The sequence below is a fragment of the Microbispora amethystogenes genome, from assembly GCF_016863015.1.
Lineage (GTDB): Bacteria > Actinomycetota > Actinomycetes > Streptosporangiales > Streptosporangiaceae > Microbispora > Microbispora amethystogenes.
Window position 1 is genome coordinate 195,798 of record NZ_BOOB01000018.1, and the last position, 22,638, is coordinate 218,435.

General features: G+C 72.1%; 23 protein-coding genes. 9 read left to right on the plus strand and 14 right to left on the minus strand.

Features of this window, described 5'->3' with window-relative positions:
• The first annotated feature begins 35 nt into the window (after positions 1 to 35).
• The 3 genes from Mam01_RS14485 (at position 36) to Mam01_RS14495 (ending at position 3,402) form a co-directional block, all read left to right on the plus strand.
• On the plus strand, positions 36 to 692 hold the full coding sequence (locus Mam01_RS14485) for a helix-turn-helix domain-containing protein (RefSeq protein ID WP_204285832.1): 657 nt from the start codon (positions 36 to 38) through the stop codon (positions 690 to 692).
• Positions 689 to 1,276, plus strand: a complete 588-nt coding sequence (locus Mam01_RS14490) for a hypothetical protein (protein WP_204285833.1) — start codon at positions 689 to 691, stop codon at positions 1,274 to 1,276. Before Mam01_RS14485 ends, Mam01_RS14490 begins: the two co-directional genes overlap by 4 nt.
• Before the next feature lie 308 nt (positions 1,277 to 1,584).
• Positions 1,585 to 3,402, plus strand: coding sequence for a family 43 glycosylhydrolase (locus Mam01_RS14495; RefSeq protein ID WP_239101303.1), 1,818 nt, complete (start codon positions 1,585 to 1,587; stop codon positions 3,400 to 3,402).
• Positions 3,403 to 3,695: 293 nt separating this feature from the next.
• On the opposite strand, the gene Mam01_RS14500 is transcribed toward Mam01_RS14495, so the two are convergent.
• On the minus strand, positions 3,696 to 4,904 hold the full coding sequence (locus Mam01_RS14500) for an FAD-dependent monooxygenase (RefSeq protein ID WP_204285834.1): 1,209 nt from the start codon (positions 4,902 to 4,904) through the stop codon (positions 3,696 to 3,698).
• 83 nt (positions 4,905 to 4,987) lie between these two features.
• On the opposite strand from Mam01_RS14500, the gene Mam01_RS14505 reads away from it, so the two are divergent.
• Positions 4,988 to 5,569: a TetR/AcrR family transcriptional regulator gene (locus Mam01_RS14505; protein ID WP_204285835.1), complete on the plus strand. Its 582-nt coding sequence runs from the start codon at positions 4,988 to 4,990 to the stop codon at positions 5,567 to 5,569.
• A gap of 33 nt (positions 5,570 to 5,602) precedes the next feature.
• Here the strand turns inward: Mam01_RS14505 and Mam01_RS14510 are convergent, their stop codons facing one another.
• Positions 5,603 to 6,247 carry a TetR/AcrR family transcriptional regulator gene (locus Mam01_RS14510; RefSeq protein ID WP_204285836.1) on the minus strand — a complete coding sequence of 215 codons (645 nt, stop codon included), beginning with the start codon at positions 6,245 to 6,247 and terminating at the stop codon, positions 5,603 to 5,605.
• 96 nt (positions 6,248 to 6,343) lie between these two features.
• Between Mam01_RS14510 and Mam01_RS14515 the strand changes: the two genes are divergently transcribed.
• Positions 6,344 to 6,745, plus strand: a complete 402-nt coding sequence (locus Mam01_RS14515; protein WP_204285837.1) for a nuclear transport factor 2 family protein — start codon at positions 6,344 to 6,346, stop codon at positions 6,743 to 6,745.
• Positions 6,746 to 6,774: 29 nt separating this feature from the next.
• Here the strand turns inward: Mam01_RS14515 and Mam01_RS14520 are convergent, their stop codons facing one another.
• From Mam01_RS14520 to Mam01_RS14560, 10 genes are all read right to left on the minus strand, one after another.
• A complete protein-coding gene (locus Mam01_RS14520; protein ID WP_204285838.1) occupies positions 6,775 to 7,422 on the minus strand; it encodes a GOLPH3/VPS74 family protein in 648 nt (215 codons plus the stop codon).
• 14 nt (positions 7,423 to 7,436) lie between these two features.
• Positions 7,437 to 7,709: a type II toxin-antitoxin system antitoxin gene (locus Mam01_RS14525; protein WP_204285839.1), complete on the minus strand. Its 273-nt coding sequence runs from the start codon at positions 7,707 to 7,709 to the stop codon at positions 7,437 to 7,439.
• A 2-nt stretch (positions 7,710 to 7,711) separates the two neighbouring features.
• Complete coding sequence (locus tag Mam01_RS14530; RefSeq protein WP_204285840.1) at positions 7,712 to 8,638, minus strand: SPFH domain-containing protein; 927 nt, start codon at positions 8,636 to 8,638, stop codon at positions 7,712 to 7,714.
• Positions 8,639 to 8,730: 92 nt separating this feature from the next.
• A complete protein-coding gene (locus Mam01_RS14535; protein ID WP_204285841.1) occupies positions 8,731 to 9,720 on the minus strand; it encodes an NAD(P)-dependent alcohol dehydrogenase in 990 nt (329 codons plus the stop codon).
• Positions 9,717 to 9,950 (minus strand): helix-turn-helix transcriptional regulator, encoded by a 234-nt coding sequence (locus Mam01_RS14540; RefSeq protein ID WP_150935945.1) that lies wholly within the window; start codon positions 9,948 to 9,950, stop codon positions 9,717 to 9,719. The genes Mam01_RS14535 and Mam01_RS14540 overlap by 4 nt, the downstream gene beginning before the upstream one ends.
• Positions 9,944 to 10,372, minus strand: a complete 429-nt coding sequence (locus Mam01_RS14545) for a hypothetical protein (protein WP_111700600.1) — start codon at positions 10,370 to 10,372, stop codon at positions 9,944 to 9,946. The genes Mam01_RS14540 and Mam01_RS14545 overlap by 7 nt, the downstream gene beginning before the upstream one ends.
• 93 nt (positions 10,373 to 10,465) lie before the next feature.
• A complete protein-coding gene (locus Mam01_RS14550) occupies positions 10,466 to 11,680 on the minus strand; it encodes a hypothetical protein (protein ID WP_204285842.1) in 1,215 nt (404 codons plus the stop codon).
• Positions 11,681 to 11,707: 27 nt separating this feature from the next.
• Complete coding sequence (locus Mam01_RS14555; protein WP_204285843.1) at positions 11,708 to 12,349, minus strand: DUF6879 family protein; 642 nt, start codon at positions 12,347 to 12,349, stop codon at positions 11,708 to 11,710.
• A gap of 101 nt (positions 12,350 to 12,450) precedes the next feature.
• Positions 12,451 to 12,576, minus strand: coding sequence for a hypothetical protein (locus Mam01_RS37330; protein ID WP_275408985.1), 126 nt, complete (start codon positions 12,574 to 12,576; stop codon positions 12,451 to 12,453).
• Between the two features lie 106 nt (positions 12,577 to 12,682).
• Positions 12,683 to 13,789 (minus strand): HesA/MoeB/ThiF family protein, encoded by a 1,107-nt coding sequence (locus Mam01_RS14560; RefSeq protein WP_204285844.1) that lies wholly within the window; start codon positions 13,787 to 13,789, stop codon positions 12,683 to 12,685.
• 209 nt (positions 13,790 to 13,998) lie between these two features.
• On the opposite strand from Mam01_RS14560, the gene Mam01_RS14565 reads away from it, so the two are divergent.
• The gene (locus Mam01_RS14565; protein WP_204285845.1) at positions 13,999 to 15,018 is read left to right on the plus strand and encodes a lytic transglycosylase domain-containing protein; all 1,020 of its coding nucleotides are present in this window, start codon (positions 13,999 to 14,001) and stop codon (positions 15,016 to 15,018) included.
• 144 nt (positions 15,019 to 15,162) lie between these two features.
• Entirely contained in the window at positions 15,163 to 17,718 is a 2,556-nt protein-coding gene (locus Mam01_RS14570) for a DUF6185 family protein (RefSeq protein WP_204285846.1), read from the plus strand.
• Positions 17,719 to 17,755: 37 nt separating this feature from the next.
• On the opposite strand, the gene Mam01_RS14575 is transcribed toward Mam01_RS14570, so the two are convergent.
• Together Mam01_RS14575 and Mam01_RS14580 are read right to left on the minus strand one after the other, a co-directional pair.
• On the minus strand, positions 17,756 to 19,606 hold the full coding sequence (locus Mam01_RS14575) for a glycoside hydrolase family 6 protein (RefSeq protein ID WP_204285847.1): 1,851 nt from the start codon (positions 19,604 to 19,606) through the stop codon (positions 17,756 to 17,758).
• A 248-nt stretch (positions 19,607 to 19,854) separates the two neighbouring features.
• Entirely contained in the window at positions 19,855 to 20,691 is an 837-nt protein-coding gene (locus tag Mam01_RS14580; RefSeq protein ID WP_204285848.1) for an SAM-dependent methyltransferase, read from the minus strand.
• A gap of 97 nt (positions 20,692 to 20,788) precedes the next feature.
• On the opposite strand from Mam01_RS14580, the gene Mam01_RS14585 reads away from it, so the two are divergent.
• Positions 20,789 to 21,766, plus strand: a complete 978-nt coding sequence (locus Mam01_RS14585; protein WP_204285849.1) for a carbamoyltransferase HypF — start codon at positions 20,789 to 20,791, stop codon at positions 21,764 to 21,766.
• A 184-nt stretch (positions 21,767 to 21,950) separates the two neighbouring features.
• Positions 21,951 to 22,376 carry a hypothetical protein gene (locus tag Mam01_RS14590; protein WP_204285850.1) on the plus strand — a complete coding sequence of 142 codons (426 nt, stop codon included), beginning with the start codon at positions 21,951 to 21,953 and terminating at the stop codon, positions 22,374 to 22,376.
• Positions 22,377 to 22,638 lie beyond the last annotated feature (262 nt).

The following is a 22,638-nucleotide window of genomic DNA, read 5'->3' on the forward strand; positions in this document are numbered from 1 at the left end:
TCCTCCGTGCGGATTCGACAAGTAGCATTGCCGGTATGGCAAACGACGACGCCGCAGTCCTGGCCTCCGTGGGCGCGCGGCTGCGGGCGCTGCGCCGGCAGAACGGCAGCACGCTGAGCCGGCTCGCGGAGTCCACCGGCATCTCGGTCAGCACCCTGTCACGCCTGGAGTCCGGCGAGCGCAAGCCCACGCTGGAGCTGTTGCTGCCGCTGGCGCGGGCCTACCAGGTGCCGCTCGACGAACTCGTCGGGGCGCCGCCGGTCGGCGACCCCCGGGTGCGGTTGAAGCCCATCACCCGCTGGGACTCGACGATCGTGCCCCTGACCCAGCACCCCGGCGGGCTGCAGGCGTACAAGATGATCCTGCCGGTGGAGCGCTGCGAGCCCGAGCCGCGTACGCACGAGGGCTACGAGTGGTTGTACGTGCTCAACGGGAGGCTGCGACTGGTCCTCGCCGAACACGACATCGTGCTCAAGGCCGGGGAGGCCGCGGAGTTCGACACCCGGCTGCCGCACTGGTTCGGCAGCACCGGCGAGGCGCCGGTGGAGGTCCTCAGCCTGTTCGGCACCCAGGGCGAACGCATGCACGTCCGGGCGAAACCACGCGGCGCGCAGGAGACGCCCGCCGAACCGTCCCGGGGGACGACAGCGACTAGGCGCTCCGGGCGTGTGGCTGGGACACTGACCGGGTGAGAGGCCGATGGGTCACGGCGGCGGTCCTCGGGCTCGCCTGCCTGAGCGCGTGCGGGTCCATAAGGGCCTCCTCCGGTGTGGACATGGGCCGCCTGCGGGCGCTGGGGGTCGCGCCCGACCTCGTCTATCTCGTCGACCTGCCGGAATACGAGATGGCCGAGCAGTCCATGGGCGGGGTCGGCGAGGAGGGGTTCGGCGTCTTCTACACCGCGCCCGGCGGGCGTCAGGTGGAGCTGCGGGTCGACCGGGGCTCCTTCGGTGACGACGTGTGCCGGAGCACTCCGATCAACCTCGCCACGCCTCCGGACGCGCTGGTCCTCTGCATCCACGACGACGTGGGCTGGTATCGGATGGCCGGCGACCGTCACGAGTACGTGGCGCTCCGGGGAGACGTCCTCGTCAAGCTGAGCGGAGGCGTGACGGACGTCAGCCGGGCGGCGCTGAAAGCGGCCGTCGCCGGCGCGCACCGGGCCGTCGGCGACGGGAAGGCCGGCACCACGCCGCCCCGCGTGCCGGTGGAACGAGGCGACCTTCCGACGGCGGGCGACGGCGCGCCGGGGGGCGAGGTCGGCCCGGGCGGCTGACCGGCGGATGGACGGGTTTTCCGCCACGATCCGGAGCTGAAAGTTTCACATCCTTCCCGCGTACGGAGGCCCCGGTGGCGGCGCTCCGGGCACAGTTCAGGACCGGTGGCCCGGGCGCGTGACGCCGTCGTGACGCGGGCCCGGAACCTTGACCATCCCGCTTGTATGGGATTGGCTCCGCGCCGTGGCGATGTCCACGGTCGCCGCGGCACGCGTTGATGGTTGTTAGCGCTAACAAATAGGTAGTACTTGGCGCCGCCGGACGTGTCGACGCGCGAGTCGCGTGGTTACTACCCCAGGAGGTGAGTATGGGATCGGCGTTCACGCTTCGGGCCCGGCTCAAGCGCGGTGTCGTCTGGATGGCGGGCCTGTTGTCGGTGATGGCGTTGTTGCCGGCCACCACGGCCAGGGCGGACAACCCCATCGTGCAGACGATCTACACCGCTGACCCGGCTCCGCTGGTCTACAACGGGCGGGTGTACCTCTACACCGGTCACGACGAGGACGGCTCGACCTACTTCACCATGAAGGACTGGCGGGTCTTCTCCACCACCGACATGGTGAACTGGACCGACCACGGCTCCCCGCTGAGCGTGGCCACCTTCAGCTGGGCGAAGTCGGACGCGTGGGCGGGCCAGGCCGTCTACCGCAACGGCAAGTTCTACTGGTACGTCCCCACGACCAACCGCTCGACCGGCCGGATGGCCATCGGCGTGGCCGTCTCCGACAGCCCCACCGGCCCCTTCAAGGACGCCATCGGGCGCCCGCTGGTCGAGAACGGCGAGATCGACCCCACCGTCTACATCGACAGCGACGGGCAGGCCTACCTCTACTGGGGCAACCCGAACCTGTGGTACGTCAAGCTGAACAGCGACATGATCTCCTACTCGGGCAGCGCGACGAAGGTCAACCTGACCACCTCGGGGTTCGGCACCCGCACCGGTGACGCCAACCGGCCGACGCTGTTCGAGGAAGGGCCCTGGTTCTACAAGCGGGGCAGCCTGTACTACATGGTCTTCGCGGCCAAGTGCTGCTCGGAGTTCATCGCCTACTCGACGTCGTCCAGCCCGACCGGGCCGTGGACCTACCGCGGCACGATCATGTCGACGCAGGGCAGCAGCTTCACCAACCACCCGGGGATCATCGACTACAACGGCGGGTCGTACTTCTTCTACCACAACGGCGCGCTGCCGGGCGGTGGTGGTTACACCCGTTCGGTCGCGGTGGAGAAGTTCACCTACGGCTCCGACGGCTCGATCCCGACCATCAACATGACCACGACCGGGGCGCCGCAGATCGGCACGCTCAACCCGTACGTCCGGCAGGAGGCCGAGACGATCGCGTGGGAGTCGGGCGTGGAGACCGAGGTGTCCACCGAGGGCGGCATGAACGTCGGGTTCGTCGAGAACAACGACTACATCAAGGTCAAGGGCGTCGCCTTCGGGTCCGGCGCGACGTCGTTCAGCGCCCGGGTGGCCTCGGCCACCTCCGGCGGGAAGATCGAGCTTCACCTGGACGGCGTCAACGGCACGCTGGTCGGGTCGTGCAACGTCCCCGGCACCGGCGGGTGGCAGACCTGGACCACCGTCTCCTGCTCGGTGAACGGCGCGACGGGCACCCACGACCTGTACTTCAAGTTCACCGGCGGCAGCGGCAACCTGTTCAACTTCAACTGGTGGCAGTTCAGCGGCGCGGGCCAGCCGTCGCCGTCGGCCACGCCCTCGCAGTCGCCCTCGCAGTCCCCGTCGCAGTCGCCCTCCCAGTCGCCTTCACAGTCGCCCTCGCAGTCTCCGTCGGCCACGCCCACGCGGACGCCGACTCCGCCGGTCACCGGCGCCTGCAGCGCGACCTACCACACCACCAACACGTGGTCCGGCGGCTTCCAGGGCGAGGTCACCGTGACGGCCGGAAGCTCGGCGATCAGCGGCTGGACCGTCAAGTGGACCCTGGCGAGCGGCCAGACCATCAGCCAGGTCTGGAACGGCGCGCTGACCACCAGCGGCTCGACCGTCTCCGTGAGCAACGCCTCGTACAACGGCTCGCTCGCGCCGTCCGCGTCGACGACGTTCGGCTTCCTCGCCAACGGCACGGCGTCGACGCCCACCCTCACCTGCACCGGCTCGTGAGACCGGCGGCGCCCTGACGGCGCCGTCCACCAGGAGGCGGCGAACCCGACGGACCCGCGCGAGCACCGGCCTCGCGACGGCGGACGTGGGTTCGCCGCCATCCCCTGCCATCTCGCCGCCATTCCCTCACCGGTTCGGGGTCGGCCCGGGGCAGACTCGGTGCGCCCGGTTCCGCCGTGGGGGCGCAGCCGGGCGCACCGTCATTCCCGCCCGATTCAGGAGGCCCGGCTTGAGAGGCCCGGCCCGAGAGGCCGGGCCCGGAACCGCCGCTCCATCGGCCTCGGCCGTACGGATCACGCGGACGGCACCCGGTAGTCCCGGATAGTGATCGCGGTCGCGGCCCGGCGGATCGGCCCGGTGACCCGCTCGATCATCCGGTCCTTTCCCGGCAGGTGCGGCATCAGCCGTAGCATCAGCATCTGGAAGCGGATCCGCGCCGCGGACCCCAGCACCATGCCCTTCATGTTGGCCGCGGCGAGTTTCTGGTTCTCCTCGGCGAAGTGCCGCATCTCGCGCTCGTACGCGGCGAACCCGGCGGCGTGGTCCCCGGCCGCGGCGGCGAGGCAGCCCGCCAGCACGTACGCGCCGACCAGGGCCAGGCTGGTGCCCTGCCCGGACGCGGGCGAGGGCCCGTAGGCGGCGTCGCCCACGAGGGCCACGCGGCCCGACGACCAGCGGTCCATGCGCACCTGGCTGATCGAGTCGAAGTAGAAGTCGGGCGCGTCCCACATGGCGTCGAGGAGACGCGGGACGTCCCAGCCCTGGCCCGAGAAGACCTCGGCGAGCAGCTTCTTCTGCCGGGTGACGTCCCGCCCGTCGCCGGCCCCCGGCGGTGACGAGAACAGGAACATCGCCATTGCGTCGGCGTCCCGCCGGGTCCCGTACATCCCGGCGCTCCGGCCCGGCGCGGGGTGCATCATCTCGGTGCGGTCCAGGCCGAGGTGGTTGGGCACCGTGAAGATCGAGATGTGGTGGCCGAGGTCGCGGACGAACCGGGACTCCTCGCCGAAAGCCAGCCCGCGGACGTTCGAGTGCAGGCCGTCGGCACCCACCACCAGGTCGAACGTCCTCGGGGGACCGCTCTCGAAGGTGACGCGCACCCCCTCGGGCGTCTGGTCGAGGGTGGTGACGGAGTCGCCGAAGACGTACTCGACGCCGTCTCCGGCCGCGGCGCGCAGGATCCGGACAAGGTCGCCGCGCATGATCTCGACGTCGTCGCCCTCGCGGCCGCCGAACGCCTCGGCGCTCATCGTCGCGACCTGCCTCCCCCGGGCATCGACGAAGCGCGCGACGCGCATGTCCGTGCTGTGCCGGCGCACCTCGTCCAGCAGTCCCATGCGGCCGACGACGTCGAGTGCCGCGCCCCGGATGTCGATCTTGTAGCCGCCCTCCCGCACCCCGGGAGCGCGTTCGACGACGGTGGGGGTGAAGCCGTACTGCCGCAGCCAGTGGGCGAGCGTCAGCCCGGCGACGCTTCCGCCGGAGATCAGGATGTTCGTCACACCCCGGACTGTACAAACGTCTCAAATATTTGTCTAGTACAGATGTCTCAGACATCGGTATGTGGATCGGTTAAGATCTGCGCATGGGAAACCGGGAAGACCTGCTCGCCGGTGCGCGGCGGTGCCTGATGGAGAAGGGTTACTCCGGCACCACAGCGCGGGACATCGCGACCGCGGCCGGCACCAGCCTCGCCTCCATCGGCTACCACTTCAGGTCGACGAAGGCGCTGCTCAACGCGGCCCTCGTCGAGGCGATGGAGGAGTGGGGCCAGGAGATCGAGCAGACCCTGGCCGCCGGGCCGGCGCTCGGCGGGACGCCCGCGCAGCGGTTCGAGGCCACCTGGACCCGGATCATCGAGTCCTTCGCCAGGCTCAGGCCCCTGTGGGCCATCCAGTTCGAGCTCATCGCGCAGATGGATCGCCTGCCCGAGCTGCGGGAGGCCTTCGCGGCGGCCAACCGCCAGGCGAAGCTGGGACTCGCGGCGCTCTTCGAGAACCTCGACCCCGTCGCGGACGCGCGGAAGGCGATGGCCGTCGGCGCGTTCTACCAGGCGCTGCTCGGCGGCATGGCGGCGCAGTGGCTCGTCGATCCCGACGAGGCGCCGTCGGCCGCCGACCTCGCCGAGGCGCTGCGCACGATCACCCCCGGCCTCGCCACCCAGTGACGCCGACAGCAGGCGCCGGATCCGCGGTGCGCGTCACGAGGACCCGTCGTGCGGGGTCGCGTGACGTCGTTCCGGTCCGCCCGCGTCGTTCTCGACACCGCGGCGGAGGAGAGCCGCCAGCCGGCGGGCGTGAGCGACGTCCGTCGCTGTGAGGGCGACGCCGCTGGCGAGCGCCAGCAGATCGGTCACGGTGAGATCCGGCCGTACGGCCCCGGCCTGCCGCGCTCCTGCGAGGAGCTCGGCCGCGGAGGAGCGGATCGACGTGTGCCACCGGTCGAACTGCTCGGTACGGCGGCCGGTCGGGCCTTCGGTGGCCGCGAAGGCGAGCGCCCGTTTCGTCGCGACGTGGACGACGAACTCCTCCAGCCAGGCGAACAGCGCGTCGATCGGCCGCGCGACCTCGGACAGCTCGGCCCCTCGCCGGCACAGCGCCGCCACCTCGTCGGCGTAGAGGGCGACGAGCAGATCGCCCCTTGTGGGGAAGTGCCGATACAGGGTCGCGTTCCCGACGCCGGCACGCCGTGCCACCTCGTCCAGAGCCACTCCGTCCAACACGACCTCGGAGTCGGACTCGGCGATGAGCTCACGCGCCGCGGCGAGCAGGAGCGCCGCGTTGCGCGAGGCGTCCGCCCTGCGTGTACGGCGGTCGCCGGCGGATCGTCCGGGCTCCGATGCCATTCGCCGCCTCAGCTTCTTGCTATCCGGGGAAATCCACGCTTATGGTAGCAGTGCTAATCGGGGAACTCCCCGTTTGATTCCGCAGGGGAGGATACCGTGACCCTGTCCGCCGGGGACCGCGTCGCCGTAACAGACCTGATCAATCGGCATGGGCACCTGACGGACCACGGTGAGCTCGACAGATGGAGCGAGTTGTTCACTCCCGACGTCGTTTTCGACCTGACCGGCATGGGCGGCGGGGTGCTGACCGGGCTGGCTGCGCTGCGGGACGCCACGTCCGCGATGGCCGGGGAGCATCCGGTCGCTCACCACGTGACCAACATCGTTCTCGACGAGACGGCCGACGACCACGTGCGGGCGCTCTCGAAGGGCATCGGCGTCATGGCCGACGGCACCACGGGCAGTGTGACGTACGACGACACGATCGTGCGCGGGGACCAGGGCTGGCGGATCAGCCGCCGCGTCATCCGGGCGAGGAGGGCGCCCCTGACGCCCTGACGCCCTGACGGCACCGGGATCCGGGCGGGTCAGCCGGCCCCGCCCATGGCGGCGGCGGACGCCGCGTGCAGTTGCTTGATGACCTTGCGCAGCGCGGGGGCCGCCGGTCCGCCGCGTTCGCCCAGCTCGGCGATGCGCTGCTTGTACGCCTTCCGCCTGGCTCGCGGAAGCACGGTTCGGAGCTCTCCCGCGGCGGCCAGCACGACCAGGGCGGCCTCCCGTTCGCCGACCCGGGACACGGGACCGTTGAGCGCGGCGGAGACCTGCGCCGCGAGCCGCTTCACGACACGCGTGTCGCGCACGCGCACCCGGGTCCTGTTGAAGACCAGGAGGAACGGCCGGCGCAGCTCCACGCGGACCCAGCGCCGCGTCTCCAGCTCGTCCCGGACCGCCCGGACCGTCGCGCGGCCGTCCTTGTCGATCCAGTGCCGCCACGACCTGGGGCGGGACCCGGCGATCCGGCGCAGCAGGTCGTCCAGGACCGGATCGCCGAGCGGCTCCTCGCTCACCACCCGCACCTTGCCGCGCTCGTCGGCGATCCGGCCGTCGAGGAGCAGCTCGGTGAGCGCGGCGGCGCGGAGCAGGTACGGGAAGCGGTAGTTCGTCACCACCCGCTCCTTGCGGGCGTCGTAGCCGAGCAGGTAGAGCCGGGCCGGCAGGGAGCCGGGAACGTCCATGCGGTCGCCTTCTCTCAGTCGTCTCCGGGCGGAGCTCCGCCTCCGGGCTCCTCGGATTCAGGTGAAGCCGCGGAGCCGTCGGGCGGAGCCGATGTCCTGGGGGGCCGGCCGCGCCGGGGGATGCGGGCGGCGTCGCGGGGAAGCCGCCCCGCGTCCGCGAGCGCCCGGCGGAGCAGGAACTCGATCTGTGCGTTGGTGCTGCGTAGCTCGTCACCGGCCCACCGGGCCAGCGCGTCGTGCACGGCGGGGTCCAGCCGCAGCAGGATGCTCTTCCGGTCGGTCGCCACGGTCAGCGGTAGAGGGAGCCGGTGTTGACCACGGGTTGCACGTCCCGGTCGCCGCACAGGACGACGAGCAGGTTGCTGACCATGGTGGCCTTGCGCTCCTCGTCCAGCTCGATCACGTCGTGCTCGTCGAGGCGGGCCAGGGCGGCCTCGACCATGCCGACCGCGCCCTCCACGATCCGCTGGCGCGCCGCGACTACCGCTCCGGCCTGCTGGCGGCGCAGCATGGCCTGCGCGATCTCGGGGGCGTACGCCAGCCGGGTGATGCGCGACTCGATGACGCTGACCCCCGCCGACGCCACCCGGGCCTGGATCTCGGCCGACAGGCGGCCGGTGATCTCGTCGGCGTTCTGGCGCAGGGAGAGCACGTCGTCGTGCCCGTCGTACGGGTAGCTGCCCGCGATGTGGCGGACCGCGGTCTCGGTCTGGAAGGCGACGAACTCCACAAAGTCGTCCACCTCGAACACGGCCTTCGCGGTGTCCTCGACCTGCCAGACCACCACCGCGGCCATCTCGATCGGGTTGCCGTCGGCGTCGTTGACCTTGCTGACGTCGGTCTCGTGGTTGCGGATCCGGGTCGACACCCGGCGCTTCTGCGTGAAGGGGACCACGAACCGGAGCCCGGGAGTACGGACCGTGCCCACGTAGCGGCCGAGAAGCTGGATCACCCGCGCCTCGCCGGGGGCGACCGCCGTGAGCCCGGTGAGGGCGACGACGGCCGCCAGGAGGAGCAGCACGCCGGCGACGGCCAGCGCGACTCCCGGCCCGGCGCTGCCGTCGGCCGCGATGCTGATTCCGGCCGGGACCAGGACGAAGGGGCTCAGCAGGCCCACCAGGGCCAGGATCAGCAGCGGCCAACCCGCGGTCTCCCGGGCCGCCCGCTCGTTCGTCTGGGGGGCCGGCATGTCGACGGCGATCTGCAGGTCTGTCATGTGCACGCTCCTCGATGTCTAGCACGACACTAGCAAAGTGATATCACTTTTGCCCAGGGGCGCCCATCGCCGTTTTCGCGTATCTCTTTAGCTCAGGCCGTTCCGCTCACGGTGACGACGACCTTGCCGCCGGGGTGTCCCCCCATGAGGTGGCGGATCGCGTCGGGCGCGTCGGCGAGGGGATAGACACGGTCGATCGCCGGGGTGACCGCGCCGGACGCGACGAGCCGGGTCAGTTCCTCCAGGTGCTCGGCCCGCTCCCGGCTCATCACCGGGCGCAGCCGCTGACCGACGAACATCGACAGCAGCGGCGCCCGGAACGTGCGCCCCGTGCCACCGGTGAAGCGGTACGCGGTATGCCCGCCGCCGACGATCGCCAGCGTGCCGCGCGGGGTCAGGGCGCGGCGCAGCAGGGACAGCGGCCGGTTTCCGGCGGTGTCGACGACGACGTCGTAACGCGGCCCGTCCCGGTCGATCTCCCCCTGGGCGTAGTCGATGACATCGTCGGCCCCGAGCGAGCGGACGAGCCCGGCCTTCGCCGCCGAGCACACGCCGGTGACGCTCGCGCCGTACGCCCTGGCGATCTGCACGGCGAACGACCCCACGCCCCCCGCCGCGCCGATGACCAGCACCCGCTGCCCCGGCCGGACGCGGGCGACGTCGCGGACGGCCTGCAGCGCCGTCATGCCGGAGACCGGCACCGCGGCGGCCTGCTCGAACGTGAGGCCGGCCGGCTTCGGCGCGAGCCTGCTCTGCCGCGCCCTCGCGAACTCGGCGTACGAGCCGCTCTCGCAGGTGCCGTACACCTCCTGGCCCGGCCGGAACCGGGTCACGCGGGCGCCGACGGCCGCCACCACCCCGGCCACGTCACGGCCCCGGACCGGGACCTTCGGCCGGCGCACCCCGAAGCCCGCGAGGCGCATGAGGTACGGCCGGCCGGTCATGAGGACCCACACGCCGGGGTCCACCGCGGCGGCGCGGACCTCGACGAGCACCTCCTCGTCCCCGATGGACGGCCGGTCGACGTCACGCGGTTCGAGCACGTCGGCCGGGCCGTACGCGTCCTGGACGATGGCTTTCATGGCGTCTCCTCCGGGGATTCGGGGTACTGGAACACGTCGTCGAGCGGAACGCCGAACACGCGGGCGATCCGGAAGGCCATCTCCAGGGACGGCGAGTATCGGCCCTGTTCGATGGCGATGAGGGTCTGCCGGGTCACACCGATGCGCTCGGCGAGCTCGGCCTGGGTCATCTCGTCGTGCGTGAACCGCAGCGTGCGGATGCGGTTGGTCACGCGGGTCGGCTTCACCATTCCGGAAGGCTCCTGCGATAGGCGACGACCTTGGCGATCCCGGCGAGGACCGCCGACAGCACGAAGCAGAGGTAGACCACGTTGGCGATCCAGAACCGGTCCCACCCGGCCATCGCCATGAGCATCGCGGCCACCGCGCCGATGACGACGAACGCCTGGCCGACGTGGTCGCCGAACCGCCCGATCTCACGGTCACGCGCGTCCTGCACGCGGGAGGCGCGGGGGTTCACGATCGCCATCCCGATCTCGGCCGCGATCGTGGCGGCGATGGCCCCGCCGACCGACCACAGCAGGGCGGCGGTGTACGGCGTGTCGGGTAACGGACCCCCGTCCGCCCGTCTGAGGACGACGACGACGTACGCCGCGTAGGCGAGCACGGCGACGACCAGCCTGATCCAGGCGCGCTTCTCCAGGTGGGTCATGAGCGGCTCCTCTCGATGTACAACATCTTTGACATCTCCAAGGTAGCCAATCTTTGACCTCGTGTACAGAATTTTTTACACGACTTCGGATGGCTAGGGCCGCGGGCGGGTGCGGAGGCGGGGAAGCGTGCCGCGCAGACGGGCGCCGTGCCTGCGCCACCAGGCCCGCGCCCAGGCCACCTGGAACCCGAGCGCGGCCAGCAGCACCGCCGCGGCGTCGAGGACGGAGAGAAGCCCGGCGGGGGTGACGAGCGCGCGCACGGCCCGGCAGAGCAGGACGAGCGTCGCGGGCAGTGTGACCGCGAACGCCACCCCGAGGCAGCCCGCGGTGCCCACGACCATCAGCACGGCGTACGCCCGGAGGCTGCGGCGCTCCCGCCGGGGCAGGCCGGCGAGCGGGTCGGGCGAGGGACGGCCGAGCAGCCGGAGCGCCAGATGCCGCGCGTACGCGGTGGCGTCGCCGTACATGTTCCGGCAGCCGGTCAGGTCCTGCAGCAGGAAGTAGACGTCGGTGCGCATGAACACCAGGAACTGGGTGGTCAGCATCGACGCCGAGGTCAGCGTGACGAGGGACAGCACGGTGTGGCGGCCCAGGACGGCGGCCAGGATGACCGCGGCCGAGCAGGCCGCGGCGTCCACGGCCATCCCGGCGAGGTAGACCGTCAGGCGGACGCGCCGCTCGGCCAGCCAGATCCCGGACACCTCGGTCTGGACGGCCAGGAACTGCAACCGGGTGCCCAGGCGGATCCGGCCCGGCACCCCGGCCGCCCTGGCGGTCGACAGATGCGCCATCTCGTGCAGGAAGATCAGCGTCCAGCCGACGGCGATCTCCGAGAGGAGGACAAGCGTGCCGTGCTCGGACCACAGCAGGTCGTGCCAGCCCGGCAGCGTCTCGCGCCTGATCACCGCTGTCACGGCTCCGGCGGCGACCAGGCCGGCGACCGCCGCGTGGAGCAGCGGGTGCAGCGTCCACCGCACGTGCCGGGCGCGCAGCCGGGGGAACGTCGGCGGCTCGGGCGGGGTGGCCGGCCCGCCCGGGTCCTCCAGGAAACCGAGTTCGCCGAGGGCGCGGACGAAGTCGCGGACGTCGAGGTCGGCGCCCGTCTCGCCGCGCAGCCGCCGTTCGGTTTCCTCGACGGTCGCGCCCTCCATCAGCAGCCTGATGGCCCGCATCCCCTCGTACGGCACGGCGGCGAACTCCTGCCCGTCCGGGCGGCCGACGATCCACTGGGACCCGTCCCGCCGGAACGCGAGGTCACGCAGCCGGACCCGGGTCCCGTCCGCCGCCCGCCCGGCGTCCTGGCTCATCGCGGCCTCCAGGCGTGCGACTGGGGGTCAGGGGCGGAAGGTGCCGCGCGACCGGGAGGAGACGGCGGGAGGCGGCAGCGGGAGGACCTCCCGCTCGACGTACGACCGCACGTCCTCCGCCCGCTCGTAGAGCGTTCCGATCACGGTGCGACAGTGGCCGGCGAGGTCCGGGTCGGTGATGCGCCGGGCGCCGACGTGCTCGCCGATCTCGTCGTACAGCACCTCGTAGAGCAGCGACGGGCCGACCACGACGATCTCGGGGAGCGGCGCGGTGCGCTCGAACTCCCGTACGGCGCCGGCGGAGAGCACCCGCGGACGCTCCCCGGCCGCCGCCCGGACGGCCAGGACGTGCAGTTCCCACTGGAGATAGGGGGTGAGCGGGGTCTCCACGACGCGGAGCCTGCGGGTCTCCGGGTGGGTCCGGTAGTAGCCGGTGAGAGGCTCCCGCATCTCCGCGATCAGGGCGAGGGAACGTTCCCAGTCGCCGGCCATCATCGCCCGCCAGCTGGGGACGTCGGGCTCGTGGAACTCCTGGGCGCGTTCGAGCTTCCACACCACACCGGGGGCCTGGTCGAACTCCTCGGCGAACTCGGCCTGGTAGGCGTCGGCGGGCAGCACCCGCGCCTCGGCCTGCCGTACGTCGTCAAAGACGGTGCGGGTGGACTCCACCCTTCCCTCCCTTCGGGCCGTCCGTCGGGGTGCGGGAGCGACCGCCGTGGCGTGTGGGCGCTCCCGCTGCGCGCCCGCACGCCGCGGTGCCGGGACCGGCGTCAGTTGCCGACGCTGTTGCTGGCGTTCGTCGTCTCGATCTTGTCGAGCAGCCTGATTGTGATCTTCGTCTTGACCGGTGCGGCCGCCTCGTCGGCGGTCTCGATCTCGGACTCGTTGGGGTGCATCCGGTTCCTCTCTTGGGTGAGGGGACAGGGATGTTCTCGCGAGAACGCGTTCAGCATTCGCCGCCGCCGCCACGCAGTCAAGGAGTCTGTCAATTCCTTCTGGTAATCACTGTTTCGGTCGGGCCGGGGAAATGCGCTCCGTCGAATCGAAACGGGCGCGTGCCCGTGTCCCGCAGACCGGGCAGCCGGGACGGGGCGGATGGCTGACCCACACGTGGTGGTCCCCGGCGATCAGGTTGACTCCCCGGATGACGCCGACCGGCGGCGCGGACACCCCGGTCAGCAGCCCGATCAGCGCGTGGGCGACGAACTGGCCGGACAGACCTGCCGATGTGGCGATCACCCCCGGCCCGCCGAGGTCGACCGGCGTACCCGGGCGGCGCCGGGCCTCCTCGCCGTCGCACAGGCACTCGTAGCAGGTGCCGGCCTCCGGGGTGAAGCAGCCAACGGTGACGAGCGGCCCGCTGTATCCGCCACCCACCCACGGGATCCGGGCCGCGGCGCAGGCGCGGTTGGCCCACACCCTGATGCCGTGCCCGTCCGGCCGGTCCGCGCAGAGGGCGAGCGCGTCGTAGCCCGCGATCAGCGTGTCGAGCTCGCGGCGGCTGCCGATGCGCCGCCGGTCGCCGGTGACGGTGATGTCGGAGTTGACGCCACGCAGCCGCGCGACGGCCGCCTCCGACTTCGGCCGTCCTACGTCGGCCTCGCCGTACAGCACCTGGCGGTTGAGGTTCGACAGCTCGACCAGGTCGGGGTCCACGCAGTGAATCTCGCCGACGCCCGCGGCGGCGAGGGCCCACGCCGCGTGGCTGCCCGTGCCGCCCAGCCCCAGCACCACCACCCGCGCGCTCTTGAGCCGGAGCTGGACCTCCCAGCTGTGCGGGCCCGGCCCGACCACCCGGAAGAACGCCTGGTTCCTGCTGTACCGGTCGAGCTCCCGCTCGCTCAGCGCGGCGGGCGGCATGGCGGCGGCGTCCTCCACATATCGGGTCGCGACGAGCTGCTCGACGACCGACTCGGCGTCCGGCAGCTCCGGATGGGCCAGGCGGAGCCGGTCGGCGATGTCCTCGCGGGAGCGGGTGCCGTCCATCAGGCACAGGGCGGTCCAGACCCAACCGCTGGGGTCCTCGATTTCGGCGGCGATCCCGTGAATCTCGCCGCCGATGCGAATGGTGCCGTCCTCGTACCGGTGGGGCCGGTGCTCGAATTTCACCCGGGGCAGGCGCACGAGTCGAGCATTACTGCCCGGTCACTTATCCGGTCAACACCCGAATCGGCGCAATCGGGATATGGGGTGCGGCCGGAAAAGGTTACGGCTGGCTCTTTCTCTCCCGCCGTCGTCGCCTGCCGGGGCACGGCGGCGCGCGGCGTCCGGCGTCGAGGAGGACAGGAAACGGCGCCGCCGGGCATACGTTGGACACGATGAACGATCAGCGTGCCCGTACCAGTCGTGTCCCGTTCCTCCCCGCGTCGCGGCGTCCGCGCGTGCTCGCCGGCCTGCTCGCCGCCGGGCTCGCCGGACTGGTCTCGCTGTCCGGCTGCGCCGGCGCGCGGGGTGAGGGATCGCCGGCGGTCTCCGGCGGGGCCGAGGCTCCGGCCGTTCCCGCGACGCCGCCGGAGCGGCCTTCCGGAGACCCGTCCGCACCGGCGACACTAGAACAGCCGGAGACACAGGCGGAGCCGCCCGCGCCCGACACGAAGATTCCCAGGGACCCCGCCGCGCTGGCCGCGGCGCTGACCCGGACGACCGCGCTGCTTCGGGACGCCGTCGACGACTGGAGGCGCACGGGAGACCCCGCCAAGGGCCAGGCCCCCGAGCCCGTGGTCCTGCTCTCCCTGTACGAGCAGCGCATCTACCGTCATCTGGCCCGCAACCCCGGCGTCGCGTCCCGCACCTACGGCAAACTTCCGAAGGACCAGGCCGCGCGAGCGCGCGACAACGTGACGGCCATCCGCGACCTGCTGTCCCTCGCCCATCCCGTGAGCGGGCCGGTGAAGTTCCGCATCGAGCCGCCGGAACCGGCGGACGTCCTGCTCGACGGCTTCCGCCGGGCCGGGCGCCGGTTCGGGATCGACTGGCAGGTGCTGGCCGCGGTCATGCTGGTGGAGACGAAGTTCGGCCGGGTCCGGTCGCCGAGCTACGTGGGCGCCAAGGGGCCGATGCAGTTCATGCCCGGCACCTGGAAGGCGTACGGGATGGGCGGCGACATCGAGGACACCACGGACGCCCTGCTCGCCGCGGCCAACTACCTGCACGCGTCCGGGGCGCCGGGCGACTACCGGCGGGCGCTGTACGCCTACAACCACTCCCAGGCGTACGTCGACGCCGTCCTGCTGCACGCCCGCCAGATGAAGCGGGACATCAGGAACTACTACGCCTACTACACCTGGCAGGTGTACGTGATCACGACGAAGGGCGAGCGGCGCCTGAGCGGCCCGTGAGCGGCCACTGAGCGGCTCCTGACGGCGGGGCCGGCAGCCGCCTTTCGCCCAGACTCGATGTAACCAATGCCGCCTTCCGAGCGACTGATCCTTTGGGGCCCGATCGCGGCAGGGAGGCCGGCTGTGCGGTGGATGACGGCTGTCGTGGGAACGACGCGCGTCGCGGTGGCGCTCGGGGCCGCCGCCCTGACCTCGGCGCTCCTCGCGGTGACGGCCCCCGGCCCGCGCCCGGCGCTCGCCGCCGCCGCGCCGTGCGCGTCGGGCCCTCCGGCGTCCGCCTGGATCGAGACGTCCGTGACCGTCGAGGAACGCGGTCACGACACCGCCGTGCTGAGGAGCACCACGTGGGTCGGCGTGCCCCGCGACTGGGCGGGGGCCGCCGCCCTGCTCGGCGCCACCACCGCCGACGGCTGCCTGCTTCCGGAAGGCGGCTCGTCGAGCGCCACGATGTCGCCGGACGGCGCCGAGGTCGTGGTCCGGCACACGGAGGAGACTCCTGTGCAGTTGTACGGCGCGGAGTGGGCCACGCAACTCGCCGGGCTGTGGTCGGTCCGGCAGTCCGGCCGGACGTGGTTCGTCGCGCTGCTGCACGCACCGGCCGATCTGCCGCCCGGGCTGGCCAAGGCCAGGTGGCGGGCCGTGGCCGTGCGGGCGCCGGATTCCGGGGTGCGCGGCGTGAAGCCTCTGCCGTCGGAGACACGCCCCGACCATACGTACGTGTGGCGGGACGCCGCCGTCCCGCCGCGCGTCGAGGTCGCCCTCCGGATGTCCGCGCGGGCCGAGTTCCAGCGCTGGACCAACACGCAGGGGGAGGCGGTGCTCACCGTCGCGACCTACCTGGGCTTCGCGCTGCCGTACCTGCTGCTGGCCGTCCTGCTCGTGCTGCTTCGCCGGCGCTCGGCCGACCCGGGCGAGCGCGCGCTCGCCGGGATCATGCTCGGCGCACTGGCGTTGATCACCGCGGTCGAGACGATCACGGCCGTCCTCGTCCTCAGTGGGACGGCGTTCTTTGCCCACCTCTTCGGCCTGACGGACCTGGGGGCGATTCTCGTCCTGGCGGCGCCGCTCTTCGCGGCCGCGTGGCGGTCGGCGCGTCGGCGAATCCGGCGGCCCAGTCCTGTGTCCGCCGCCCCGGGGCCCACTGACCCGGGGCCCACTGACCCGGGGCCCACTGACGCGGGGGCTGGCGAGGCGGTGTCCACCGGCTCAGGGCTCGACGCGCTCACCGGTCCGGCGTTCGGCGGAGTGGTGCTCGCGGGAGTGGCGCTCGTCGCCGTGAGCGGCTTCGGACCCCTCGCCAAGCGGCACGCCTACGAACAGCCGGATCTGACGCCGGTCGCGTCGGCGGCCGCGACGGCGCTGCTGCTCACCGGCGCGGCGTGGGTGATCGCGGTGCGGGCGGCCCGCGTGCCGGGCAGGAGGACGCCCCGGGCCGTCCGCACGCTGCTCCGCTGGAGTGTCCCGGGGCTCGCGCTGCTCACTTTGGGGTTCGTGGCCCACGCGGTCGTCATCGGCCTGCTGGATCCCTGGCAGTCCCTACCGGACGTCGTCGGGTCGCCCTTCTTCCTGCTGAGCAGCCTCGCGTACCTGATGTGGCCGCTGGTGGTGCTCCTGCTTCTGCTGCTGCTGCGCCTGCACGGGCGGCGCACGGACACCGTCGGGCCGCTCACCGCGTGGCTCGTCGTCTTCCTGTTCGTCGTGGGCACGATCAGATGGCCCAGCACGTACGCGGGGATGCCCGTCCCGCTGGCCGCGCTCACCGGTCTGACGGTGCTGCCCCTGCTGCTGCGGCTGACGCGACGGGCCGAGCCCCCGGACCCGGGCGTGTCGCGGCGGCGGCTCGCCATGGTCGTCGAGGAGCACCGAACCCTGGAGGCCCGGGAGAAGGGCCTGCGCCGGCGCTGGGCCGCGGGCGACATGGACGACGCCGCCTACCACAGGGAGAACGAGCCGGTCGTGGAGCGCATCGGGCGGTTACGCGGGGAGATCGGCCTCGATCCCCGGCGAGAGGACGGCCTGACCCCGCTCGACCTCGCGCTGTCGCGCGGCCCGGGGGGCTCGTGGTGGGCCAACGCGCGGCTCGCCTCGCGGTACGCGTCCTACGTGGGCGCGCCCGCCGCCGTCTTCCTCATCTGGGCCACCTGGAGCGCCGACAGCACGGGCCACGACGGCTGGCTCGACCGGCTCCGCGAGCCCAACGGGTTCTACGGGCTGGCCGGCGACCTGATCGGGGGTCTGCTGATCTGGCCGGTCGCCGGGTTCGTGCTCGGCGCGCTGTGGCGTCGGCTGCCCGGCAGGCGCGGATACCTCAAGGGGGTCGTGCCGGTGCTCGCGTACGGCGCGGCCACGGGGGCGCACGCGATGCTGAACAACCTCATCGGCCAGGCTCCCGTGCGCGGCTCTCTCGTCCGGGTCCTGCTGCTCTTCCTGGTGCTGACCGTGGTCGCCGTCCTCATGGACGCGCGCACGCTGCAGACCCGTCCGGGCGGCCTCGCGTCGCGGCTCACCCCCGTGGCCGTCGTCTACCGGCTCGGCACCGCGGGCAGCGGGATCGCGCTCATCGTCGCCCAGGCGGCGGCGATTCTCGGCCTGTGGACCCAGCTCAGGCACGGCATCGACATCACCTCCCAGGTCGACACCTCGACACAGGCGCCGCAGAGCACCGACGCCCAGCTGTTCCAGAGCCGGCCGGGCGGATGACCGCCCGGCCTTCCGCGGCGGGGGCGCCGGAGCGTGCTCAGAGCGCGGGGTAGGCGTTGTTCACCAGCATCACGAACTGCTCGTGGTGCCAGTCGCCGTAGAGCGGCGCGTTGGGGAGGGCGTTGGTCGGCCGTATGGTGTCCGACCAGGGCGTGAGGTTGCCCTTGGGGTCGCACACGCGGTCGACCAGCCGGTCCGAGCCCTCGGGCAGGATCGGCCCGCCCGCTCCGTCCGACTCGCCGGGCCGCTTGATCCACAGGTAGGCGTCGATCCCGGGAACCGGCGCCGCGACCGGCCGCGCGCCCAGCCCCGCGCCGTTCTGGTTGCAGGTGGCGGCCCGCGACGGGCGCCGGTCGACGCGGCTCTGGTCCACGTACGTGTTGAGGTCGAGCGAGGTGCTCACGGCCGTGGGCCTGCCCGGCCCGCCCCAGCCGTCGCGGGAGGTGTCGATCACCACACCGAGCGAGCTCGGCAGGCCCTTGGCGACGAGGGCGGCGCGCATCGCGAGGGCGTAGTCCCGCTCGTCGAAGTGCGGGTTCCAGTCGTAAAACCTGCTCATGATGAGCTGCTGGCCGGCCACGGTGTGGGTGGGGTCGGGCAGGAACGGTTCCGTGAGGGGGACGTAGTCGGCGACGTTCGTGGCGATGCCGTCGAGGCTGTGCATCCCCGCCGCCGTGCCGCGCACGGTTTCGGTGATGAGGGTCGTCAGCTGCGCGAAGTTGGTGTCCCAGCCAGCGAGCGACGCGTTGGCGGCGTCCAGGTACGTGTAGACGTTGGGCAGGGGCGAGAGCCTGTCGAGGGCGTACTGGATGCCCGTCAGGTACACGCCCGACTGCTGCGCCTGCTGGCACGGGAAGATCCCCGCGCTCACGCCCACGATGAGGTCGATCAGCGCTTTCGGTTCGACGACGGTCGCGACGCGCAGGTTCCGGTACTCGGGCCTGGCCAGGAGGGCGGCGATGGCGTCGACGTACTCGGTCCTGTAGCGGTTCAGGCCGCCCTGCGCCTGGTGCAGTTCGGCGCTGGAGACCAGCGACCGGCAGTCGCGGTCGGGCAGGTCGTGCAGCACGAGCGTGACGTAGCCGGCGTCCTGCCGCACGGCCTCGTCGAGGTGGTCCTTGAGGGTTCTCGTCACTCCGGGGCCCCCGGTGACGTCGGCGATGCGGTCGAGCCACACCGCGGTGGACGTCGTCTTCAGGCCGCGCATCTTGCCCGCGGTCGCGTCGTCCACCTTCGCGGCCGAGGACTCCACGTCGGCCGCCCAGTCAGGGTCGACGTATCCGGTGGCGCCGGCGAAGGGGTTGTCCACCGGCACGTCCGGGCTCGGGCTGACGCTCGGACTCGGCGAGGGACTGGGCGAGGGACTCGGTGAAGGGCTGGGTGAGGGGCTCCTGCTGGGGCCGGCGGACGGGCTGGCGGACGCACTGGCAGACGCGCTCGGCGACGGGCTCGGGACGAGGGTCACCTGGCACGGCACCCCGTTCACAGCGAGGTCCGTGGGCGGCGGGTTGCTTCCGGTCCAGGTGCCGTTGAAGCCGAGGTGGACGGATCCGCCGGAGGGCACTGTGCCGTTCCAGGCCTCGTTCTCCGCGACGACCACGTCGTCGAGCTGGGTCCACCTGGCCGACCAGCCCTGCGTGAGCCGCTGGGAGCCGGGGAACGAGAACGTCAGCCTCCAGCCGTTCAGCGACTCGCCGGTGCTCGTGACGGTGACGCCGGCCGTGAAGCCGCCCGCGTTCGTACCCCATTGGGTGGTCGCGTAGGTCACTTCGCAGCCGACCGCGGCGTCGGCGGAGGTCGTGCCGAGGACGAGCCCCGCCCCGCCCAGGGCGGTGGCGGTGACGGCCGTCAGGAGGCCGCGAAGAAACCGGTTGTCGCCGAATGCCATGGGCCGTCCTTCTCCGGGTGAGGTGACCGGGCGTGTCAGGCGGCCGCTCCGGATGCCGGAGGGGCGCCGAGATCCCCAGAGTCCGTGATCGCCCGGCGCGTGTACACCGTCCGCGTCAGGGGAAACGTCCCTTTCCGCAATGGGCGGACGAGAACGTGAGGAGACCTCGGAGAATCCGTACGAGGCCGCGGCCGGCCCCTGCCGGACGCGGTGAAATATTCAGCGGCCGGTGCCTGTGGGCCCGGCCGTCAGGGCTTGCGGCCGACGCCGCAGAACGAGGCCACCGCGCGGGGACCGCTTTCCACGTCCGCGACGTCGGGCCGCCAGCGGGAGGTGGTGACCACGCCGGGCTCGACGAGCTCCAGGCCGTCGAAGAAGCGGGCGATCGCCTCGGGGGTGCGCAGGTGGTAGGAACTCGCGGAGTTGGCGTTGTAGACCTCGATGGCCCGCACGAGCGCCTCGCTGGTGTCGGTGCCGTCGCTCACCGCCAGATAGCTGCCGGACGGCAGGGCGTCGAGCAGGCGGGCCGCGACCGCCCCCGGGTTCTCCTCGTCGCGAAGCTGGCCCAGGATCCCGAGCATCATCAGCGCGACGGGCCGGTCGAAGTCGAGCGTGTTCCGAGCGGCGGCCAGGATCGTGTCCGTGTCGCGCACGTCGGCCTCGATGTAGTCGGTCCTGCCCTCCGGCGTGCTGGTGAGCAGCACCCGCGCGTGCACCAGGACGAGCGGGTCGTTGTCGACGTAGACGATCCGACTATCGGGGGCGACGCGCTGGGCTACCTGGTGGGTGTTGTCGGCGGTGGGCAGACCGGTGCCGATGTCGAGGAACTGGCGCACGCCGGCCTCGGCGGTCAGGTAGCGCACCGCGCGGACGAGGAAACCCCGCTGCTGGCGGGCGATCCGGGCGATGTCCGGGAACATGCGGAGGATCATGTCGCCGTCCTCGCGGTCCACGGCGTAGTGGTCCTTGCCACCCAGGAGGTAGTTCCAGACGCGGGCCGAGTGCGAGGCGGAGGAGTCGATCGCGGGGGATCCTGGTCCGTCGGTCACCGTGGTTCTCCGGTCTGCCGTGCCGATCGAGATCATCAGTCTCGCGCCGGTGGCCGAGATGCGCAATATGTGACATGTGTGACGATTGATACTCCTGGGATTAGTCGCGATCACTCGGGGCAGTGCGGACGCCATGGGCATCTTGACCTCTCCCGGCGGGCGGGCCGCCGGTGCTTCCGCGCGGGCCGGAAGCGTGCCGGTGAACCTCGACGTGCACGGCCTCCGGAAGGAGCACCGCATCTGCCCCGGCTGCGTACGCGAGCTGTTCGACCCGCACGGGCGCAGGCATCTCTACCCGCTGGTCCGCTGTCGTGAGTGCGGGCCGCCCGCCGGCGAGCCGCGCGTACGGCCGCGCGCGCTGTGCGAGGACTGCCGGCGCGAGTGCGACCGGCCCGGCTCGCGGCGCGGTCCGGGCGACGCGGCGGGATGCGCGGCCTGCGGCCCCGCCCTGCGCTGGGACGGCCTGGTGGGCCAGGACGCGCTGGCGAAGGCGGTCGAGGTGATCGGGGCCGGGGGAGTCGTGGCGCTCAGGGACGGCTTCGCCGACCAGATCGTCTGCGACGCCGGGGCAGAGCCCGCGCTCGCCCGGATGGACGGCGCACCGGGTCCGGTCCGCGTGCTGGTGCGGCACGTCTCGGCGGCCCGGGAGCTGGCCAACCTGACCTTCCTCGACATCCGCGCGCTCGCCGGGCGCTCCCACCCGGCCACGCTGGTCCGGCTGCGTGAGCCGCGGCTGCCCAGGGCGGTGCGCCGGGCGACGCCCGACGTCGACCTCTTCCTGCCACGCACTCCGCTGCAGCACCTGCTCACCTCACGGTTCGAGGGCCCGCTGGCCGTCTGGGACCGTTGCGACGAGCAGGCGCTGCCGTACGACGGGACGCTGACCGTCGGCCTCGATCTGAACCTCGACCACGGATTCGACCACGGATTCGACCACGGTCTCGGCCGTGCACTCGATCACGCGCTGGAGGTTCCGGCGCGGTCCGTCTCCCCGGCGTGGCCCGTCTGGACGTCTCCGCGGCAGGACGGCAGGCCGGACCCGTCGTCCGCCCCTGTGTCCGCCCCTGTGTCCGCCCCTGTGTCGGCCCCCGTGTCACCGCTCGCCCAGTGACGTGCCGGTGCCGTGGCTCGCGGCAAAAGCTGAGTCATGATCCATGACGCGCTCGGCATGGCCGGAACCGAGGTCGCCGGACGGGGTATGAGGACATCGTTGCCGATGTCCATGACGAGGCCCATCATCGGATGGCCTTGGTGAGTAGGTGTGTTTCCAGATGTCCCGCGACTGTGCGCCCCGGGTGCGAACGGTGCCGGCGCTCGCGGCCGGCCGCCTGACACTGGCCGCCCTCGCGGCCGCCCTCGCCTCGGCCGCCGTCTCGGTCGCCGCTTCGGTCGCCGCCGCGGGAGACGCGAGCGCGAGCACGCCGCCGCTGCGCCGCGGAGTCGCGGCGCACGCCGCCGGGCACGGACACGGAAACGGACACGGCGGCGGCGGAGGTCAGGTGGCGGCCGGAGGGGTGGCCACGGCCAGGCAGTTCGGCTCGGGGAACGGCAAATTCAACCAGAACCTCAACGGTGTCTACAGCCCGACCTTCATGATGGGCCAGCAGCAGACCGGCATCACGGTCGGCGGCCGCATCAACACCCAGGGCGCCTTCTGCGGCCCCGGCCCGAGGCACTGCAAGATCTGGCAGAACATGCCGGTCAACGCCTTCGGCTGGTGACGTGTCGCCGCCGTGTAACAGGTCGGGTGCCACGGAAATGGCAATGATGGCGTAAGACGCCGCGCGTGCCGGGCGCCGGGAAAAGGCGGATCACTAGCCTGGGGATCGGCCCGCACGAGGAAGGGCCGCAGGAGCGGTCCGGCTGACGGGAGCGGCGCGCGATGAGGTGTCGGTGGTACGGCAGGCCGGTTCTGCCGAGCGGTTCGGGACTTGTCGCCTGTGTGTCGCTCGCGCTGACTCTCGCCACCGCGGCGCCCGCCGC

What these genes read in the sequence shown, in the direction of transcription:
- Mam01_RS14495 (WP_239101303.1), top strand. Translation starts at nt 1,585, where the DNA reads ATGGGATCGGCGTTCACGCTTCGGGCCCGGCTCAAGCGCGGTGTCGTC.
- Mam01_RS14580 (WP_204285848.1), bottom strand. Translation starts at nt 20,691, where the DNA reads ATGATCTCGATCGGCACGGCAGACCGGAGAACCACGGTGACCGACGGA.
- Mam01_RS14575 (WP_204285847.1), bottom strand. Translation starts at nt 19,606, where the DNA reads ATGGCATTCGGCGACAACCGGTTTCTTCGCGGCCTCCTGACGGCCGTC.
- Mam01_RS14485 (WP_204285832.1), top strand. Translation starts at nt 36, where the DNA reads ATGGCAAACGACGACGCCGCAGTCCTGGCCTCCGTGGGCGCGCGGCTG.
- Mam01_RS37330 (WP_275408985.1), bottom strand. Translation starts at nt 12,576, where the DNA reads ATGCACCCCAACGAGTCCGAGATCGAGACCGCCGACGAGGCGGCCGCA.
- Mam01_RS14545 (WP_111700600.1), bottom strand. Translation starts at nt 10,372, where the DNA reads ATGACCCACCTGGAGAAGCGCGCCTGGATCAGGCTGGTCGTCGCCGTG.
- Mam01_RS14585 (WP_204285849.1), top strand. Translation starts at nt 20,789, where the DNA reads ATGGGCATCTTGACCTCTCCCGGCGGGCGGGCCGCCGGTGCTTCCGCG.
- Mam01_RS14535 (WP_204285841.1), bottom strand. Translation starts at nt 9,720, where the DNA reads ATGAAAGCCATCGTCCAGGACGCGTACGGCCCGGCCGACGTGCTCGAA.
- Mam01_RS14505 (WP_204285835.1), top strand. Translation starts at nt 4,988, where the DNA reads ATGGGAAACCGGGAAGACCTGCTCGCCGGTGCGCGGCGGTGCCTGATG.
- Mam01_RS14530 (WP_204285840.1), bottom strand. Translation starts at nt 8,638, where the DNA reads ATGACAGACCTGCAGATCGCCGTCGACATGCCGGCCCCCCAGACGAAC.
- Mam01_RS14565 (WP_204285845.1), top strand. Translation starts at nt 13,999, where the DNA reads ATGAACGATCAGCGTGCCCGTACCAGTCGTGTCCCGTTCCTCCCCGCG.
- Mam01_RS14520 (WP_204285838.1), bottom strand. Translation starts at nt 7,422, where the DNA reads ATGGACGTTCCCGGCTCCCTGCCGGCCCGGCTCTACCTGCTCGGCTAC.
- Mam01_RS14510 (WP_204285836.1), bottom strand. Translation starts at nt 6,247, where the DNA reads ATGGCATCGGAGCCCGGACGATCCGCCGGCGACCGCCGTACACGCAGG.
- Mam01_RS14550 (WP_204285842.1), bottom strand. Translation starts at nt 11,680, where the DNA reads ATGAGCCAGGACGCCGGGCGGGCGGCGGACGGGACCCGGGTCCGGCTG.
- Mam01_RS14540 (WP_150935945.1), bottom strand. Translation starts at nt 9,950, where the DNA reads ATGGTGAAGCCGACCCGCGTGACCAACCGCATCCGCACGCTGCGGTTC.